General features: G+C 70.3%; 11 protein-coding genes. 3 read left to right on the top strand and 8 right to left on the bottom strand.

Features of this window, described 5'->3' with window-relative positions:
• Positions 1 to 390 precede the first annotated feature (390 nt).
• Positions 391 to 1,899 carry a glutamate synthase subunit beta gene (locus H4W30_RS01825; protein WP_192741174.1) on the bottom strand — a complete coding sequence of 503 codons (1,509 nt, stop codon included), beginning with the start codon at positions 1,897 to 1,899 and terminating at the stop codon, positions 391 to 393.
• Entirely contained in the window at positions 1,892 to 6,460 is a 4,569-nt protein-coding gene (gene gltB, locus H4W30_RS01820; RefSeq protein ID WP_192741173.1) for a glutamate synthase large subunit, read from the bottom strand. The genes H4W30_RS01825 and gltB overlap by 8 nt, the downstream gene beginning before the upstream one ends.
• A 327-nt stretch (positions 6,461 to 6,787) precedes the next feature.
• On the opposite strand from gltB, the gene H4W30_RS01815 reads away from it, so the two are divergent.
• Positions 6,788 to 7,573, top strand: a complete 786-nt coding sequence (locus tag H4W30_RS01815; protein ID WP_192741172.1) for an SDR family oxidoreductase — start codon at positions 6,788 to 6,790, stop codon at positions 7,571 to 7,573.
• A gap of 10 nt (positions 7,574 to 7,583) precedes the next feature.
• Complete coding sequence (locus tag H4W30_RS01810) at positions 7,584 to 8,648, top strand: NAD(P)H-dependent amine dehydrogenase family protein (RefSeq protein ID WP_192741171.1); 1,065 nt, start codon at positions 7,584 to 7,586, stop codon at positions 8,646 to 8,648.
• 65 nt (positions 8,649 to 8,713) lie between these two features.
• Here H4W30_RS01810 and lgt read toward each other — a convergent pair whose 3' ends face one another.
• From lgt to H4W30_RS01795, 3 genes are read right to left on the bottom strand one after another with little or no spacing between them, the layout of a single operon-like run.
• Positions 8,714 to 9,748, bottom strand: coding sequence for a prolipoprotein diacylglyceryl transferase (gene lgt / locus H4W30_RS01805; RefSeq protein WP_192741170.1), 1,035 nt, complete (start codon positions 9,746 to 9,748; stop codon positions 8,714 to 8,716).
• A 29-nt stretch (positions 9,749 to 9,777) separates the two neighbouring features.
• The gene (locus H4W30_RS01800; protein ID WP_192741169.1) at positions 9,778 to 10,947 is read right to left on the bottom strand and encodes a M20 metallopeptidase family protein; all 1,170 of its coding nucleotides are present in this window, start codon (positions 10,945 to 10,947) and stop codon (positions 9,778 to 9,780) included.
• Entirely contained in the window at positions 10,944 to 12,086 is a 1,143-nt protein-coding gene (locus tag H4W30_RS01795; RefSeq protein WP_192741168.1) for an amidohydrolase family protein, read from the bottom strand. Before H4W30_RS01795 ends, H4W30_RS01800 begins: the two co-directional genes overlap by 4 nt.
• Before the next feature lie 96 nt (positions 12,087 to 12,182).
• Here H4W30_RS01795 and H4W30_RS01790 point away from each other — a divergent pair, with 96 nt between their 5' ends.
• Positions 12,183 to 13,556 carry a type I glutamate--ammonia ligase gene (locus H4W30_RS01790; protein WP_192741167.1) on the top strand — a complete coding sequence of 458 codons (1,374 nt, stop codon included), beginning with the start codon at positions 12,183 to 12,185 and terminating at the stop codon, positions 13,554 to 13,556.
• Positions 13,557 to 13,625: 69 nt separating this feature from the next.
• Here H4W30_RS01790 and trpA read toward each other — a convergent pair whose 3' ends face one another.
• From trpA to trpC, 3 genes are read right to left on the bottom strand one after another with little or no spacing between them, the layout of a single operon-like run.
• Entirely contained in the window at positions 13,626 to 14,417 is a 792-nt protein-coding gene (gene trpA / locus H4W30_RS01785) for a tryptophan synthase subunit alpha (RefSeq protein WP_192741166.1), read from the bottom strand.
• Entirely contained in the window at positions 14,414 to 15,643 is a 1,230-nt protein-coding gene (gene trpB / locus H4W30_RS01780; RefSeq protein WP_192741165.1) for a tryptophan synthase subunit beta, read from the bottom strand. The genes trpA and trpB overlap by 4 nt, the downstream gene beginning before the upstream one ends.
• On the bottom strand, positions 15,640 to 16,449 hold the full coding sequence (gene trpC, locus H4W30_RS01775) for an indole-3-glycerol phosphate synthase TrpC (protein WP_192741164.1): 810 nt from the start codon (positions 16,447 to 16,449) through the stop codon (positions 15,640 to 15,642). Before trpC ends, trpB begins: the two co-directional genes overlap by 4 nt.
• Between the last annotated feature and the right edge of the window lie 3 nt (positions 16,450 to 16,452).

The raw sequence follows: 16,452 nt of genomic DNA, 5'->3' as shown, positions 1-16,452 counted from the left end.
CGTGGCGTGACCGGCCGCCCTACCGCGTCGGACCGGAGCCTGACCCGGGACCTCCACCTTCGGGGGGAGCAGGACCTGACGTTGGTCTTAGGCCTCGTGAGCGGTTCGTTCGCGTGACCAGACGGACGACACACGTGCTTGGACGGACGACACGTGTGTTCAGATGGACGACTCGCGGCAGGCCCCGGCCGCCAGTCGTGTCGTCCATTCAGTCACGCGTGTCGTCCATCCGATCACGCGTGTCGTCCCTCTGATCACGCGAACCCGCACTACCGGAAGTCCGTGCGGGCTTCCACCGGCCCGCCCATGTCGCGAAAGCCACTTTCGGGACATCAGGTGTCCCGAAAGTGGCTTTCGCGACGCTCTGCCGGTCGCGTCGCCCCCGGAGTGTCAGACCACCGCGAGCGGCAGCGCCGTCGGGTGCACCGGAGCGGGCAGGTCCGAAGCACCGGTCAGGTAGGCGTCCACCGCGCTCGCCACCGAGCGTCCCTCGGCGATCGCCCACACGACCAGCGAGGCACCGCGGTGCGCGTCGCCGCAGACGAACACGCCCGGCGACTCGGTCTGCCAGTCCGCGCCGCACGAGAGCGTGCCGCGTTTGGTCAGCGAAAGCCCGAGACCGTCCAGCAGCGGCATGTGCTCGACACCCTCGAACCCGATCGCGAGCAGCACGAGGTCGGCGGGCAGTTCCTCGACCTCGTCGTTGATCGGGGTCACCATGCGCTTGCCCGTCTCGGGATCCTTGACCACGCGGACCTGCCGGAGTTCGACGGCACGCACGTTGCCTTCGTCGTCACCGATGAACCGGGTGACCGCGACGGCGAACTTGCGCTCGCCCGCCTCTTCGTGCGCGGGGTAGGTGCGCAGGATGTACGGCCAGGTCGGCCACGGCGACCGCTCGTCGTCCCTTGTGGACGGTGGCGTCGGGTACTGGTCCAGCTGGGTCACCGAAAGCGCGCCCTGGCGGGTCGCGGTGCCGTAGGAGTCGGCCCCGGTGTCACCGCCGCCGATGATGACGACGTGCTTGCCCGCCGCGTCCACCGCCGACGGGCCGTCACCCTCGACGTATTTGTTGGCCGGCACCAGATGTTCCATCGCCAGGTGGATCCCGGCCAGCTCACGGCCGGGCGTGGTCGTGTCGTCGCGGCCGCGCAGCGCGCCCACGGCGAGGACCACCGCGTCGTAACCGGCCCGCAGTTCTTCGACGGTCAGGTCGACGCCGACCTCGCAGCCGGTGACGAACTTCGTGCCCTCCTTGCGGAGTTGCGCGAGCCGCCGGTCGAGGACCTTCTTCTCCATCTTGAACTCGGGGATGCCGTACCGCAGCAGGCCGCCGAGCCGGTCGTCCCGCTCGTAGACGGTCACTTCGTGGCCGGCGCGGGTCAGCTGCTGCGCGGCCGCGAGCCCGGCGGGGCCGGAGCCGACGACCGCGACCCGCTGCCCCGACGACACGGCCGAGACCTGCGGCTGCACGTAGCCCGCTTCCCACGACTGGTCCGCGATGGTCTGCTCGACCCGCTTGATCGCCACCGGGCCACCGGACAGCGGCGAGACCGACAGGACACACCCCGCCTCGCACGGCGCGGGGCACAGCTTCCCGGTGAACTCGGGGAAGTTGTTGGTGGCGTGGAGCCGGTCGCTCGCCGCGGCCCAGTCGCCGCGGCGCACGAGGTCGTTCCACTCCGGGATCAGGTTGCCCAGCGGGCAGCCGGAACCACTGGAATGACAGAACGGGATGCCGCAATCCATGCACCGCGAAGCCTGCTTGCGCACCTGTTCGTTGCGCTCGGCCGGCTCCACGTCGGCGTACACCTCGCCCCACGTGGCGAGACGCTCCTCTTTGGACTTCTTCTTCGGCTCTTCGCGTTCGTACTTCAGGAAACCCGTCGGATCAGCCACGAGCGGCCTCCATGATCGCTTCGTCGACGTCGCGGCCCGCGGCACGCGCCGCCTTCGCCGCGTCAAGGACACGCTGGTAGTCGCGGGGCATCACCTTGGTGAACGCCGCCGAGCGACGCGGCCAGTCGCCGAGCAGCGACGCGGCCACGGCCGAACGTGTGAGGTCGTAGTGCTTCTGCACGGTCTTCTTGAGCCAGGCGAGATCCTCGGACGACGGCGTCTGGAGGTTCACCATCTCCTCGTTGACCTTGCCGCGGTCCAGGTCGAGCACGTACGCCTCGCCGCCGGACATCCCCGCCGCGAGGTTGCGCCCGGTCGGGCCGAGCACCACGGCCTGCCCACCGGTCATGTACTCGAAGGCGTGGTCGCCGACGCCCTCGGCGACGACCACGGCGCCGGAGTTGCGCACGCAGAACCGTTCGCCGACCTGGCCGCGCAGGAACATCTCGCCGCCGGTGGCGCCGTAAGCGAGCGTGTTCCCGGCGATGGTCTGGCCCTCCGCCGCGAACTTCGCGTCCGGATGCGGGCGCACGATGATCCGCCCGCCCGACAGGCCCTTGCCGACGTAGTCGTTCGCGTCGCCGACCATGTCGAGCGTGATGCCGCGCGGCAGGAACGCACCGAGCGACTGCCCGGCGGAACCGGTCAGCAGCACGTGGATCGTGTCCTCGGGCAGGCCCTCGCCGCCGTAACGGCGGGTGATCTCGGAGCCGAGCAGCGTGCCGACGGTCCGGTTCACGTTCCGCACCGGCAGTTCCAGCCGCACCGGATGCGCGTCCTCCAGCGCCGCCTCGGCGAGCTGGATCAGCGTCCGGTCGAGCGCGTGCTCCAAGCCGTGGTCCTGCGTGCGCGTGCGCCGCTTCGCCCCGCCGTACGGGGTTTCGGACGGCATCTCGAAGATCGGCGCGAGGTCGAGACCGGAGGCCTTCCAGTGCTCGACCGCCTCGTCGATGTTCAGCATCTCGGCGTGCCCGATGGCCTCGTCCAAAGTACGGAAACCGAGCGCCGCCAACGTTTCCCGGACCTCTTCGGCGACGAACCGGAAGTAGTTCACGACGTGGTCGGCCTGGCCGGTGTACCGCTTGCGCAGATCCGGGCTCTGGGTCGCGACGCCGACCGGGCAGGTGTCGAGGTGACAGACGCGCATCATGACGCAGCCCTCGACGATCAGCGGCGCCGTCGCGAAGCCGTACTCCTCCGCACCGAGCAGCGCGGCGATGACGACGTCCTTGCCGGTCTTCATCGCGCCGTCGACCTGCACGGTGATCCGGTCGCGCAAACCGTTGAGCAGCAACGTCTGCTGCGTCTCGGCGAGCCCGATCTCCCACGGGGTGCCCGCGTGCTTGAGCGAGTTCATCGGGGAGGCTCCGGTGCCGCCGTCGTGGCCGGAGATCAGCACGACGTCGGCGTGCGCCTTGGACACGCCGGCCGCGACCGTGCCGACGCCGAGCGAGGACACCAGCTTCACGTGGATGCGGGCGTTCTCGTTGGCGTTCTTGAGGTCGTGGATCAGCTGCGCCAGATCCTCGATCGAGTAGATGTCGTGGTGCGGCGGCGGCGAGATCAGCCCGACGCCCGGCGTCGAATGCCGCGTTCGCGCGATCCATGGGTAGACCTTGTTCGGCGGCAGCTGCCCGCCCTCGCCCGGCTTCGCACCCTGCGCCATCTTGATCTGGATGTCGTCGGCGTTGACCAGGTACTCGCTCGTGACGCCGAACCGGCCGCTCGCGACCTGCTTGATCGCGCTGCGGCGCGCCGGGTCGTAGAGCCGCTCGGGGTCTTCCCCGCCCTCACCGGTGTTCGACCGGCCGCCGATGCGGTTCATCGCGATGGCGAGTGTTTCGTGCGCCTCGGCCGAAATCGAGCCGTAGGACATCGCGCCGGTGTTGAAACGCTTGAAGATCGCCTCGACGGGCTCGACCTCGTCCAGCGGGACGGGCTCGCGCGCGCCCTCGCGGAAGGAGAACAGCCCGCGCAGCGCGCCACCCTGGCGGTACAGGCGGTGCACCTCGTCGGAGTACTTCTTGTACACCTCTTCGCGGCCGGTCTTCGTCGCGTGCTGCAACAGGAAGACGGTCTCCGGGGTGAACAGGTGCAGTTCGCCCTCGCGGCGGTACGCGTACTCGCCGCCGGTCTCGAGTCCACGGTGGACACGATCGGTCGGGTTGTCCGGGTACGCCCGGCGGTGGCGCGTGGCGACCTCTTCGGCGAGCACGGTCAGCCCGACGCCACCGAGCTTGGACGACGTCCCGGTGAAGTACTCGTCGAGCAGATCCTGGCTCAACCCGAAGGATTCGAAGACCTGCGCGGCGGTGTACGCGCCGACGGTCGAGATGCCCATCTTCGACATGATCTTCAGAACGCCCTTCACGAGCGCCTTGACGTAGTTGCGGATCGCGGTGGCGGGCTCGATCCCGGTGATGCCGCCGGTCGAGATCATGTCCTCGATGGTCTCGAAGGCCAGGTACGGGTTCACCGCCGCGGCGCCGTAGCCGAGCAGCAGCGCGATGTGGTGGACCTCGCGGGCGTCACCGGTCTCGACGACCAGCGCGACGCGCAGCCTTTCCTTGGTGCGCACCAGATGGTGGTGCACCGCGGACACGAGCAGCAGCGACGGGATCGGCGCCATCCGGTGGTCGGAGTCGCGATCGGACAGGACGAGCGTGCGCGCGCCCGCCTCGATCGCCTCGGAGGCCTCGCGCCGGACCCGCTCGATCGCGGACGCCAGCGCGTCGGCACCACCGTCCACTTCGTACAGTCCGGAAAGGACGCTGCAGGCGAAGCCGGGAAGGTCGCCGTCGTCGTTGATGTGGATCAGCTTGGCGAGCTCGTCGTTGTCGATCACCGGATACGGCAGCTGCACGTGGCGGCAGGAGGCCGGGCCGGGGGCGAGCAGGTTGCGCTCGGGCCCCATGATCCGGCTCATCGAGGTGACGAGCTCTTCGCGGATCGCGTCCAGCGGCGGGTTGGTGACCTGCGCGAAGTTCTGCTTGAAGTAGTCGTAGAGCAGCCGGGAACGCTGCGACAGCACCGCGGGCGGGGTGTCGGAACCCATCGAGCCGATCGGCTCGGCGGCCTTGAGCGCCATCGGCGCGAGGAGGATCTTCAGCTCTTCTTCGGTGTAGCCGAAGGAAAGCTGGCGCCGCAGCACGGAATCGTGGCTCTGCACGATGTGGTCGCGGTCCGGGAGGTCGGCGATCTGCAGGAGACCGGCGTGCAGCCAGCCCTCGTACGGGAGTTCCTTGGCCAGCTCCGATTTGACCTCTTCGTCGTCGACGATCCGGCCCGCTTCGGTGTCCACCAGGAACATGCGGCCGGGTTTGAGGCGGCCCTTGGCCACGACGTCCCCGGGGGCGACGTCGAGCACGCCCGCCTCACTGGCCAGGACGACCCGGTCGTCCGCGGTCCGCCACCAGCGGGCGGGGCGCAGGCCGTTGCGGTCCAGGACGGCGCCGACGAGTGTGCCGTCGGTGAAGGTGACGCAGGCCGGGCCGTCCCACGGCTCCATGAGGCTGGCGTGGAACTGGTAGAACGCACGACGCTGGGCGTTCATCCCGGTGTGGTTCTCCCACGCTTCGGGGATCATCATCAGCACCGCGTGCGGCAGCGACCGGCCGCCGAGGTGCAGCAGCTCCAGCACCTCGTCGAAGGAGGCGGAGTCCGACGCGTCGGCCGAGCAGATCGGGTACAGGCGGGTCAGGTCGCCGGGGATGAGATCCGATTCGAGCAGCGCCTCACGGGCGCGCATGCGGTTGCGGTTGCCCCGGATGGTGTTGATCTCGCCGTTGTGCGCGACGAACCGGAACGGATGCGCCAGCGGCCACGACGGGAAGGTGTTGGTGGAGAACCGGGAGTGCACGAGCGCGATGGCGCTGGTGAGCCGGGTGTCGGTCAGGTCGGCGAAGAAGAGCGGGAGCTGCTCGGGGGTCAGCATTCCCTTGTAGACGATGGTCCGCGAGGACAGCGACGGGAAATAGGTGCCGCAGCCCGCGGTCACGCTCTCGTTCTCGACGCGCTTGCGGAGGCAGAAGGCCAGGCGGTCCAGTTCGAGCCCGGAGGGACATCGCCCGTCGGCCTCGGCGCCCGCGACGAACAGCATCGCGAAATGCGGCATCACCGAACGCGCCGTCGGGCCGATGTCGGCGCGGTCGGCGTCGACCGGGACCTCACGCCAGCCGAGGACGTCGAGGCCCTCTTCGCCGGCGATCCGCTCGATCAGGGCGATGGCCTTGTCCCGCTCCTCGAGGTCCGAGGGCAGGAAACCGATCCCGGTCGCGTAGGTCTGGTGACCGTCGGCGTCCGCCTCGGGCAGCGTGAAGTCCACTTCGGCCCGCAGCAGCTCGTCCGGGAGCTGCAGCAGGATGCCCGCGCCGTCACCGCTGGTCGGCTCGGCGCCGGCGGCACCGCGGTGGTCGAGGTTCGTCAGCGCGGACAGGCCGTCGGTGACGATTCCGTGCGAACGCCGCCCGCGGACGTCGGCCACCATGGCCACACCGCAGGAGTCCTGTTCGGATTCGGGATCGTAGAGACCCTGTTTGCCTGGAATGGCGGAGAAGATCATGAAGGGACCTCCTTCGTCGTCTGTGCTCAGCGGCCGGGCGGGGCCGGCCGGGGGAATGCGCACGGGACGACGATGGCCCGTTCGTTAGCGCGACTTTAACACCTGTGAAACACGTCGGCATCAGTTCGGCGGGCGCGAAAGCCCGCCGATGGGTAACGATCTGGACGCCCGGAACGACACAGTTCCTGATGAGGTCGCAGTAGTTCGTTCCGCTAAGTATATGTCCCGTTCCGGGATGTCACGAGACGCGGTGAGGCGACCCTAGTCACTCCGGGCCCCTCGCGCGAGCCCAGGACACCGTAAATAGAACGTGTTACAGTTTCGCGCATGATCCTGGACCGTTTCCGGCTCACCGACCAGGTCGCCGTGGTCACCGGCGCCGGACGCGGGATCGGCGCGGCGACGGCCGTGGCGCTCGCCGAGGCCGGTGCCGACGTGGTGATCTCGTCCCGCACCGAAGCCCAGCTCGACGAGGTGGCCGCCCTGGTCGCCGCCACCGGCAGACGCGCCCACGTGGTGCCCGCCGATCTGAGCGACCCGGCCGCCGCCGGCGAGCTGGCGCGGATCGCGACGGCGGAGTTCGGGCGGCTGGACCTGGTGGTCAACAACGTCGGCGGCACCTATCCCCGGCCGCTGCTGGAAACCACCACCGGATTCCTCGAAGAAGCCTTTCGTTTCAACGTCTCCACCGCGCACGCGCTGACCGTCGCGGCGGCCCCGTCGTTGCTGGAGACGGGCGGATCTGTCGTCAACATCTCGTCGGTCATGGGCCGCGTGACCGGCCGGGGCTTCGCCGCGTACGGGACGGCGAAGGCCGCTCTGGCGCACTACACCCGGCTCGCGGCGGCCGATCTCGCGCCGAAGGTGCGGGTGAACGCGATCTCGGTCGGCTCGGTGGCGACGTCCGCGCTCGAAGTGGTGGTGGGCAACGACGAACTGCGCGGCCGGATGGAGGCCGCCACTCCCCTGCGCCGGATCGGCGAGGCCGAGGACATCGCGGCGACCGTCGTGTTCCTGGCGTCGCGTGCCGGCCGGTACGTCACCGGCAAGATCATCGAAGTCGACGGTGGACTGCAGGCCCCGAACCTGGAACTGGGCCTGCCCGACCTGTAGGAGGCAACACGTGCGCGTGGTCCAGTGGAGTACCGGGAACGTCGGCCGCCACGCGCTGGCCGGGATCGACGCCCGCCCCGATCTCGAACTCGCCGGGGTCTGGGTTTCGAGCGAGGCCAAGGCGGGCGTGGACGCCGGGGAACTGGCCGGGCTCGGACGCCCGCTCGGGGTCGCCGCGACGACCGACGCGGACGCGCTCATCGCGCTGAAGCCGGACTGCGTGCTCTACACGGCGATGGCCGACGACCGGCTGCCCGACGCCGTCGAAGACCTGAAACGCTTCCTGCGCGCGGGGATCAACGTGGTGTCCAGCAGCCCGGTGTTCCTCCAGTACCCCGAAGGTGTCGTCCCGCCGGAGATGACCGAGCCGATCCGGGAGGCCGCCCGCGAAGGCGGTGCTTCGCTGTGGGTCAACGGTGTCGACCCCGGGTTCGCCAACGACTGGCTGCCGCTGGTGCTCACCGGCGTGTGCGAACGGATCGACGAGGTGCGCTGCCTGGAGATCCTCGACTATTCGACGTACGACAACGGCAAGGTGCTGTTCGACATCATGGGCTTCGGCCGGGAGATGGACGATCTGCCGCTGTTGCTGCAGCCCGGCGTGCTGTCGCTGGCCTGGGGCAGCGTCGTGCGGCAGCTCGCGGCCGGGCTGGACGTCGAACTCGACGGCGTCGAGGAGGTCTACGAACGGCTCCCGGCTCCCGAAACGTTCGAGATCGCTTCGGGAACGATCAAAGAAGGCACGGCGGCGGCACTGCGGTTCGAGGTGCGCGGCATGCGCGGCGGGCGGGCGGTGTGCGTGCTGGAGCACATCACGCGGCTGCGCGGCGACCTCGGGCCGGACTGGCCGCAGCCGAGCGGGCAGGGCTGCTACCGCGTCCAGGTGACCGGTGAGCCGAACTACGTGCTGGACCTGCGGCTGGTCGGCACCGACGGCGACCACAACACGGCCGGGCTGAAGGCGACCGCGATGCGGCTGGTGAACGCGATCCCGGCGGTGGTGACGGCTCCGCCCGGGCTGCTGACCGCGCTGGATCTGCCCCTGGTGACCGGACGAGGCCTGGTCTCGCCCTGATGTACGTGAAGGCCCCCTTCATTGCGCCTAGCGCAATGAAGGGGGCCTTCACGTACTTGGAACGGCTACTTCTCCGCCTCGGGCTTCGGGTCCTCGGTTGCCTTGTCCGCGGCCGAGTCCCGGACGGTGTCCGGAGCCGCCGCCACGTCCACGTGCGTCGCCTCGGCGGAGGTATCGGCGGGCTCGGCGGAGTCCTCCCGCGGCACGTCCTTGCTCCACAAGGTCTCCGGCGCTTCCCGCGGCCCACGCTTGGCGGCGAGGACGAAGTACACGATCGCCGCGGCGAACAGCAGGATCGAGGTCCACACGTTGACCCGCAGGCCGAGGATGTGGTTCGCGGTGTCGGTCCGCATCATCTCGATCCAGAACCGGCCCGCGGTGTACCCGGCGACGTACAGCGCGAACACGCGGCCGTGGCCGAGGCGGAACTTCTTGTCCGCCCAGATGATCAGCAGCGCGACACCGAGGTTCCAGAGCAGCTCGTAGAGGAACGTCGGGTGCACCGGGCTGTCCGGCAGCGGGACGTGCCCGAGCGCGACGCCGTTCAGGAAGTCGTCCGGGTTGGCCGGGTTGTAGCGCTGGTAGATCTCCAGGCCCCACGGCAGGTCGGTGTGCGCGCCGTAGAGCTCCTGGTTGAAGTAGTTGCCGATCCGTCCGATCGCCTGCGCGATCACGATCCCCGGCGCGAGCGCGTCGGCCATCGCGGGCAGCGGGATCCCCCGGCGGCGGCAGGCGATCAGCGCGCCGACGGCGCCGAGCGCGATGGCGCCCCAGATCCCGAGGCCGCCGTCCCAGATCTTCAGCGCGTTGAGCGGGTTCTTGCCCTCGCCGAAGTACAGCTGGTTGTCGGTGATGACGTGGTACAACCGCCCGCCGACCAGGCCGAACGGCACCGCGAAGACCGCGACGTCGATGACCGTGCCCTTAGTGCCGCCGCGGTTCGCCCAGCGCCGCTCGCCCAGCCAGATCGCCACGATGATGCCGGCGATGATGCAGAGCGCGTAGGCCCGGATCGGGACCGGCCCGATATGCCAGACACCCTGGTCGGGACTGGGGATGGTCGCGAGGAACGCTGCCGAGGCGGTATTCACGTCGGCCACCGTAGCGCTTCGCCGGCTTCTTGGGGGCGTCAGCCCTCGACGGCGGCCAAATAGCCCGCGATCAGCGCCGACGCGACGTGCCCGATGGCCGCGTCGGGCGGCAGGAACACTTCGTCGTGCAGGCTGGGCGCGCCCGCCGTGTCGCCGAGGCCGACGAACATCATCAGCCCGCGGGTCATCCCGCAGTAGTGCGCGAAGTCGTCGGCGCCGAACGACCGGAAGTCGGTGTCCACGCCCACCCCGGACCGGACGAGCCGCCGGTGCGCGCGCTGGGTGAGCCCGGCGTCGTTGTGCAGCACCGGCTCGCACGGGCTGATCTCCAGTTCCGCCCGGCAGCCGTGCGCCTTCGCGGTGCCGTGGACGACCTCGGCGAGCCCCTCCAGGGCGAGGTCGCGGTCGTCGGCGCGCATCAGCCGCAGCGAGCCCGACAGGCGGGCCTCGTTCGGGACGACGTTCGCCGTGGTCCCGGCTTCGATCCGCCCGACCGAGCAGACCGCGCCGAACACCGGGTCGACCCGGCGGCTCGCGAGCTGCTGCAGGCTCACCACGATCTGGCTGAGCGCGAGGATCGGGTCCCGCAGCAGATGCGGGTAGCCGGCGTGCCCGCCCTGGCCGCGGACGACGACGTCGAATTCGTCGGTGGAGGCGTTGACCGGTCCCGGCACCGCCGACACCACGCCCGCCGCGAGCCTGGGCTGGACGTGCGCGCCGATGACCGACTCGACGCCGTACTCGGTGAGCACGCCCGACTCGACGATGTCCAGCGCGCCGGACGGCGAGGTCTCCTCACGCGGCTGCAGGACCGCGAGCAGCGGCCGGGGCACGCCGACCACGGCGGCCGCGCGGCACGTGGCGACGAGCGCGGCCATGTGCACGTCGTGCCCGCAAGCGTGCATCAGCGACGTTTCCGAGGCCCACGGGATCCCGGTGCGTTCGGTGACCGGCAGCGCGTCCAGTTCGGCGCGCAACGCCACGGCCGGTCCCGCCGCGGTGCCGGGGAGCAGCACGGCACGCCCGGTCTTGGCGACCGGGACCCCTTCGTCGATGCCCAGCGCCTCGACGAGAACCCGCGCGGTGTCCTCCTCGTCCCCCGACGCGCGCGGATCGGCGTGCACCCGGTGCCGCAGTTCGATCGCGGACGGCAGCTCCGCCTCGACGGCGGCCTCCCACCGGTCCTGCAGTTCGTCCAGTTCCGTCATGTCCCCTCCAGCCCGTACACCCGTTCGGCGTTGCGGTGTCCCACCAGCGCCGCTATCCGATGCGCGTCCACTTCGGACAGTACGTCCGAAGTGAGTCCCGCGTACAGGAAGTCGGACAGTCCTTGCCGGAACAGCGCGGTGCCGAGGTGGTACAGCTCGGCGAGCCCGAACGCGTCCGTGGAGAACAGCAGCTTCCCGAACGGCACCAGCTCCATTGTCTCCGCGATGATCGCGGGCGCACGATGACCGGCGTTGTGCGTCGCGAGTCCCACGTCGACGAACACGTGCTCGAACACCTGCGCCAGATACGCGGCGTTCCGATGGAAGGGATAGTTGTGCAGCAGCATGATCGGCACCCCGTGTGACCGGGTGGCCCGCAGCAGCCCGGTGAGCAGCAGCGGATCGCAGCGATGCAGATCGACATCGGAGTCGCCGAATCCCACGTGGAACTGGATGGGCAGGGCCAGGTCGATCCCGGTCCAGATCAGGAACCGGTGCAGCACCTCGTCCGCGAGCCGGACCGGTTCGCCCGCCTCGATCCGCGCGAGCCAGCGGCCCGCCGCTTCGGTGACTTCGGTGTCCGTCGGCCGCTCCCCCGCCAGGTCGAGGCCGACCCGGTAGGCGGCGATGGACTTGAACCCGACCGCGGTCGTCGCGCGTCTCGCCAGCTCCGCCGCGAACGCCGTCGCGAATCCGGCCGCGGTGGTGGATCCGATCACCGCTTCGGCGACCTGTTCGAGCCGGACGATGTCCCGCGCGCGGGCACCGGAGAGGGCCGCGAACTGCCCGGTCGTGGTCAGCGTGTCCGGCAGGAAACCGCCGTCGAGCAGGAATTCGGTCGTGCCGGTGGCGCGCAGGAACCGCGCGTTGACCTCGGTGGCGCCCAGTTCGGCGCGGCGGGCCAGATAGACCTCGGCGGGGACGTGCGGCGGCAGGTCGAGCACCGGGGCGCAGCGGGCCCGGACCGCGAGCCCGATCAGCGAGTCGAACAGGGTCGTGCCCAGTGACGAGACGGTGTCGGCCTCGGTGAGCAGCTGTTCGAACTCGATCCGGCCAAGATCACCGGTGACGACGCCGTGGCAGTGGTGGTCCACCAGCCTCGTCCGGGCGACGAACGGCAGGATCGGGGTGGCCGGCATGGGCGCGTCCCTTCTCGTGGTCGACGAGTGCGGCCTCACCCTATGACCGGATCCGGGCGTGGCAAGGGCCTCCGATCGGGGCCAGGATGAGGAACCATGGTGAACCGGGAAGCACTGACCGCCCGCGCGACCGCCCTCACCGGGGAGCTCCGGGCCCGTGGTGTCGAGCTCGTCGCGCTGACCTTCGTGGACAACGCCGGGATCGCGCGGGTCAAGGCGGTGCCGCTGCGGAAGCTGCCGTCGGCGGCCGCGTGGGGTGTCGGCGCTTCGAAATCCTTCGATTTCTTCGGCTCGGACGACGTCATCACCGGCGGCGAGCATTCCCTAGGCCCGGTCGGTGACCTACGGCTCCATCCGGACCTCGACGCGCTGACCGTGCTCGCCGGGCAACCCGGCTGGGCCTGGGCACCGGTGACGAAACTCGACCAGGAGGGCGAGCCGCATCCGCAGGATCCGCGCGCCCTGCTGGCGACGGCGGTGGACCGGCTCGCCGCCCGGGGACTGCGGGCACGGATGAGCTTCGAGATCGAATGGGTGATCACCGGCGCCGACGCACCGGACGATCCGACCTCGGCCACCGCGGGCCCGGCGTACGGCTACGCGAGGCTTTCCGAGCACGCGGACTATCTCCGCGCCCTGGTGTCCACTTTGGACCAACAGGGGGTCGGAGTCGAGCAGATCCATCCCGAGTACGCCGACGGTCAGTTCGAGCTGTCGGTCGCCGCGGCCGATCCGGTACGCGCGGCCGACGTCGCCGTCCTGACGAAGGAGACGATCCGCGCGCTCAGCCACCGGCACGGGCTGAAGGCGTCCTTCACCCCGAAGTTCGCGCCCGCCGGCGTCGGCAACGGCGGACACGTGCACCTGAGCGTCTTGGACGGCGCTCGGAACCTTTTCTCCGGCGGGGAAAGGGTTTTCGGGCTGACACCTGCCGCCGAGTCGTTCAGCGCGGGCATCCTGCGGCGGCTGCCCGCGCTGCTCGCGATCGGCGCTCCGTCTGTCGTCAGCTATCTGCGGCTGGAGCCGCACCACTGGGCGGGCGTGTACGGCGCGTGGGGACTGGAGAACCGGGAGACGCCGCTGCGGCTGGTGCGCGGCGTCGCCGGGAACCGTGACTCGGCGGCGAACCTCGAGGTCAAATGCTTCGACCTGACCGCGAATCCGTATCTGTTGGCGGCCGCCCTGCTGTTCGCCGGGATGGCCGGAGCCGACGAGGGAGCGACCCTTCCGGTGCCACTCGACGTCGATCCCGGGACCTTGACCGAGGAGGAACGCACCGCCCGCGGGATCGAGCGGCTGCCCCAGCGGCTGGAAGAGGCCGTCGCCGCGTTCGAGGCGGACAAGGGCCTGGCGGCCGCGTTCGGCGCTCCGCTGGCGGCGACGATCGTGGACGTGCGGCGGGCGGAGATCGAGCGGTTCGCGCACGCGACCCCGGAGGAGATCACCGCGGCGCAGCGCTGGCGGCACTGAGCCTGTAGCGCGTGAAGGCCCCCTTCCCTCGGCTGAGCCGAGGGAAGGGGGCCTTCACGCGCGATCAGATCAAGCGGGGGCGACGGTCTTCCGCACACCCGCGGCCAGTTCGGCCGAAAGCTCGCGCACCGCGTCCAGTCCGCTCGCGGCGGCGGTCACCAGCGCGGAGCCGACGATGACGCCGTCCGCGAATCCGGCGACCTGCGCCGCCTGCTCGCCGGAGCGGACGCCGAGACCGACGCCGATCGGCAGGTCCGTATGCGCGCGGGTCCGCGCGACCAGGTCCTCGGCGTGCACGCCGACCTGGTCACGGGCGCCGGTCACGCCCATCACCGCGGTGGCGTACACGAATCCCGAGGCCGCCTCGACGGTCTTCGCGATCCGCTCCTCCGAGGAGGACGGCGCGACCAGGAAGATCCGGTCCAGACCATGCTGCTCGGAGGCGGCCATCCACTCGTCGGCCTCGTCCGGGATCAGGTCCGGGGTGATCAGGCCGAGCCCGCCCGCGGCGGCGAGGTCCCGCGCGAAGCGGTCGACGCCGTAGCGGTGCACCGGGTTCCAGTACGTCATCACGACGGCCTTGCCGCCGCGCGACGACACCGACTCGACGACCTCGAACAGGTGCTTGAGCTTGAAACCACTCGAGAGCGCGCTCACCGACGCGGCCTGGATGGTCGGGCCGTCCATGACCGGGTCCGAGTAGGGCACGCCCACCTCGACCAGGTCGGCGCCGCCATCGACCACCGCGGCCAGCAGGTCCTTCGACCCGTCGACCGTCGGGAAACCCGCCGGGAGATACCCGATCAGGGCTCCACGGCCCTCCGCGCGCGTCGCCGCGAAGAGCTCCGTCAACCCGCTCATGCGTTCTCCACCAGGCCGAAGTACTTCGCGGCCGTGTCCATGTCCTTGTCGCCACGACCGGACAGGTTCACGATGATCAGCCCCTCGGGGCCGAGTTCGCGGCCCAGCACCAGCGCGCCGGCCAGGGCGTGCGCCGACTCGATCGCCGGGATGATGCCCTCGGTGCGCGAAAGCAGCTTGAACGCGTCCATCGCCTCGGCGTCGGTCACCGGCCGGTACTCGGCGCGGCCGCTGTCCTTGAGCCACGAGTGCTCCGGGCCGACGCCCGGGTAGTCGAGACCCGCGGAGATCGAGTGCGACTCGACGGTCTGGCCGTCCTCGTCCTGCAGCAGGTACGTCATCGCGCCGTGCAGGTTGCCCGGGGTGCCCTTGGTCAGCGTGGCGCCGTGGCGGTTGCCCTCGATGCCCTCACCGCCCGGCTCGAGACCGACGAGCCGGACGTCCGGGTCGTCGATGAAGCCGTGGAAGATGCCGATCGCGTTCGACCCGCCGCCGACGCAGGCCGCGACGGCGTCCGGCAGGCGTCCGGCCTGCTCCAGGATCTGGACGCGGGCCTCCTCGCCGATGATCTTGTGGAAGTTCCGCACCATCATCGGGAACGGGTACGGGCCCGCCGCCGTGCCGAACAGGTAGTGCGTCGTGTCGGCGTTGGTGACCCAGTCGCGCAGGGCCTCGTTGATGGCGTCTTTGAGCGTGCGCGAACCGGTCTTCACCGGGACGACCTCGGCGCCGAGCAGCTTCATGCGGGCCACGTTCAGCGCCTGCCGCTCGGTGTCGACCTCGCCCATGTACACGATGCATTCCAGGTCCAGCAGCGCGCAGGCGGTGGCGGTGGCCACGCCGTGCTGACCGGCGCCGGTCTCGGCGATGACCCGCTTCTTGCCCATCCGCTTGGTGAGCAACGCCTGGCCCAGCACGTTGTTGATCTTGTGCGAACCGGTGTGGTTCAGATCCTCGCGCTTGAGGAAGATCCGGGCGCCGCCGGCGTGCTCACCGAAGCGCTTGGCCTCGGTGAGCAGCGACGGGCGACCCGCGTAGTCGCGCAGCAGACGCCGGAACTCGTTGACGAAGTCCGGGTCGTTCCGCGCCTTGTCGTACTCGGCCGCGACCTCGTCGACGACGCCGATCAGCGCCTCGGGCATGAACCGGCCGCCGTACGGGCCGTAGTAGCCCCGATCGTCCGGATCGTGCTTGCCGTGGGGTTCTTCGTGGTACTCCGTGGTCATCGAGAAGGCCTCGGGCAGGCAGGGTGCGATCCCGCGGTGACGAGCTTGACCAGCGCGCCCTTCGGGTCGCCCGAAGCGACGAGCCCTTCGCCAACGAGGACGGCGTCGGCGCCGTGACCCGCGTAGGACATCAGGTCGCCGGGGCCGCGCACACCGGACTCGGCGATCTTGAAGACGTCCATCGGCAGGCCGGGGGCCAGCCGCGAGAAGACGTCCCGGTCGACCTCGAGGGTGTGCAGGTTGCGGGCGTTGACGCCGATCACCTTCGCGCCGGCTTCGAGGGCCTTGTCGGCCTCTTCGGCGTTGTGGATCTCGACCAGCGCGGTCATCCCGAGGGATTCGACCCGGTCCAGCAACGCGATCAGGGCGTTCTGCTCCAGGGCGGCCACGATCAGCAGGACCATGTCCGCGCCGTGCAGCCGCGCCTCGTGGACCTGGTACGGGCTGACGATGAAGTCCTTGCGCAGCACCGGGATGTCGACCGCCGCGCGGACCGCGTCGAGGTCGGCGAGCGAACCGCCGAACCGGCGCTGCTCGGTCAGCACGCTGATCACCCTGGCGCCGCCGTCGGCGTAGTCCTTCGCCAGCGCGGCCGGGTCCGGGATCTCGGCGAGATCGCCCTTGGACGGGCTGCGCCGCTTCACCTCGGCGATGACGCCGATACCGGACTCGCGCAGGGCCGCGAGCACGTCACGTGGGGGCGCGGCCTGGGTCGCGCGCTTCTTCAGTTCGTCGAACGGCAGAACCGCCTCGCGCTCGGCGAGATCGGCACGGACGCCGGCGACGATGTCTTCGAGCACGCTCACCGG

This window comes from Amycolatopsis roodepoortensis, assembly GCF_014873915.1.
GTDB classification, from domain to species: domain Bacteria; phylum Actinomycetota; class Actinomycetes; order Mycobacteriales; family Pseudonocardiaceae; genus Amycolatopsis; species Amycolatopsis roodepoortensis.
This window is presented reverse-complemented; position numbering and strand designations above follow the sequence as displayed.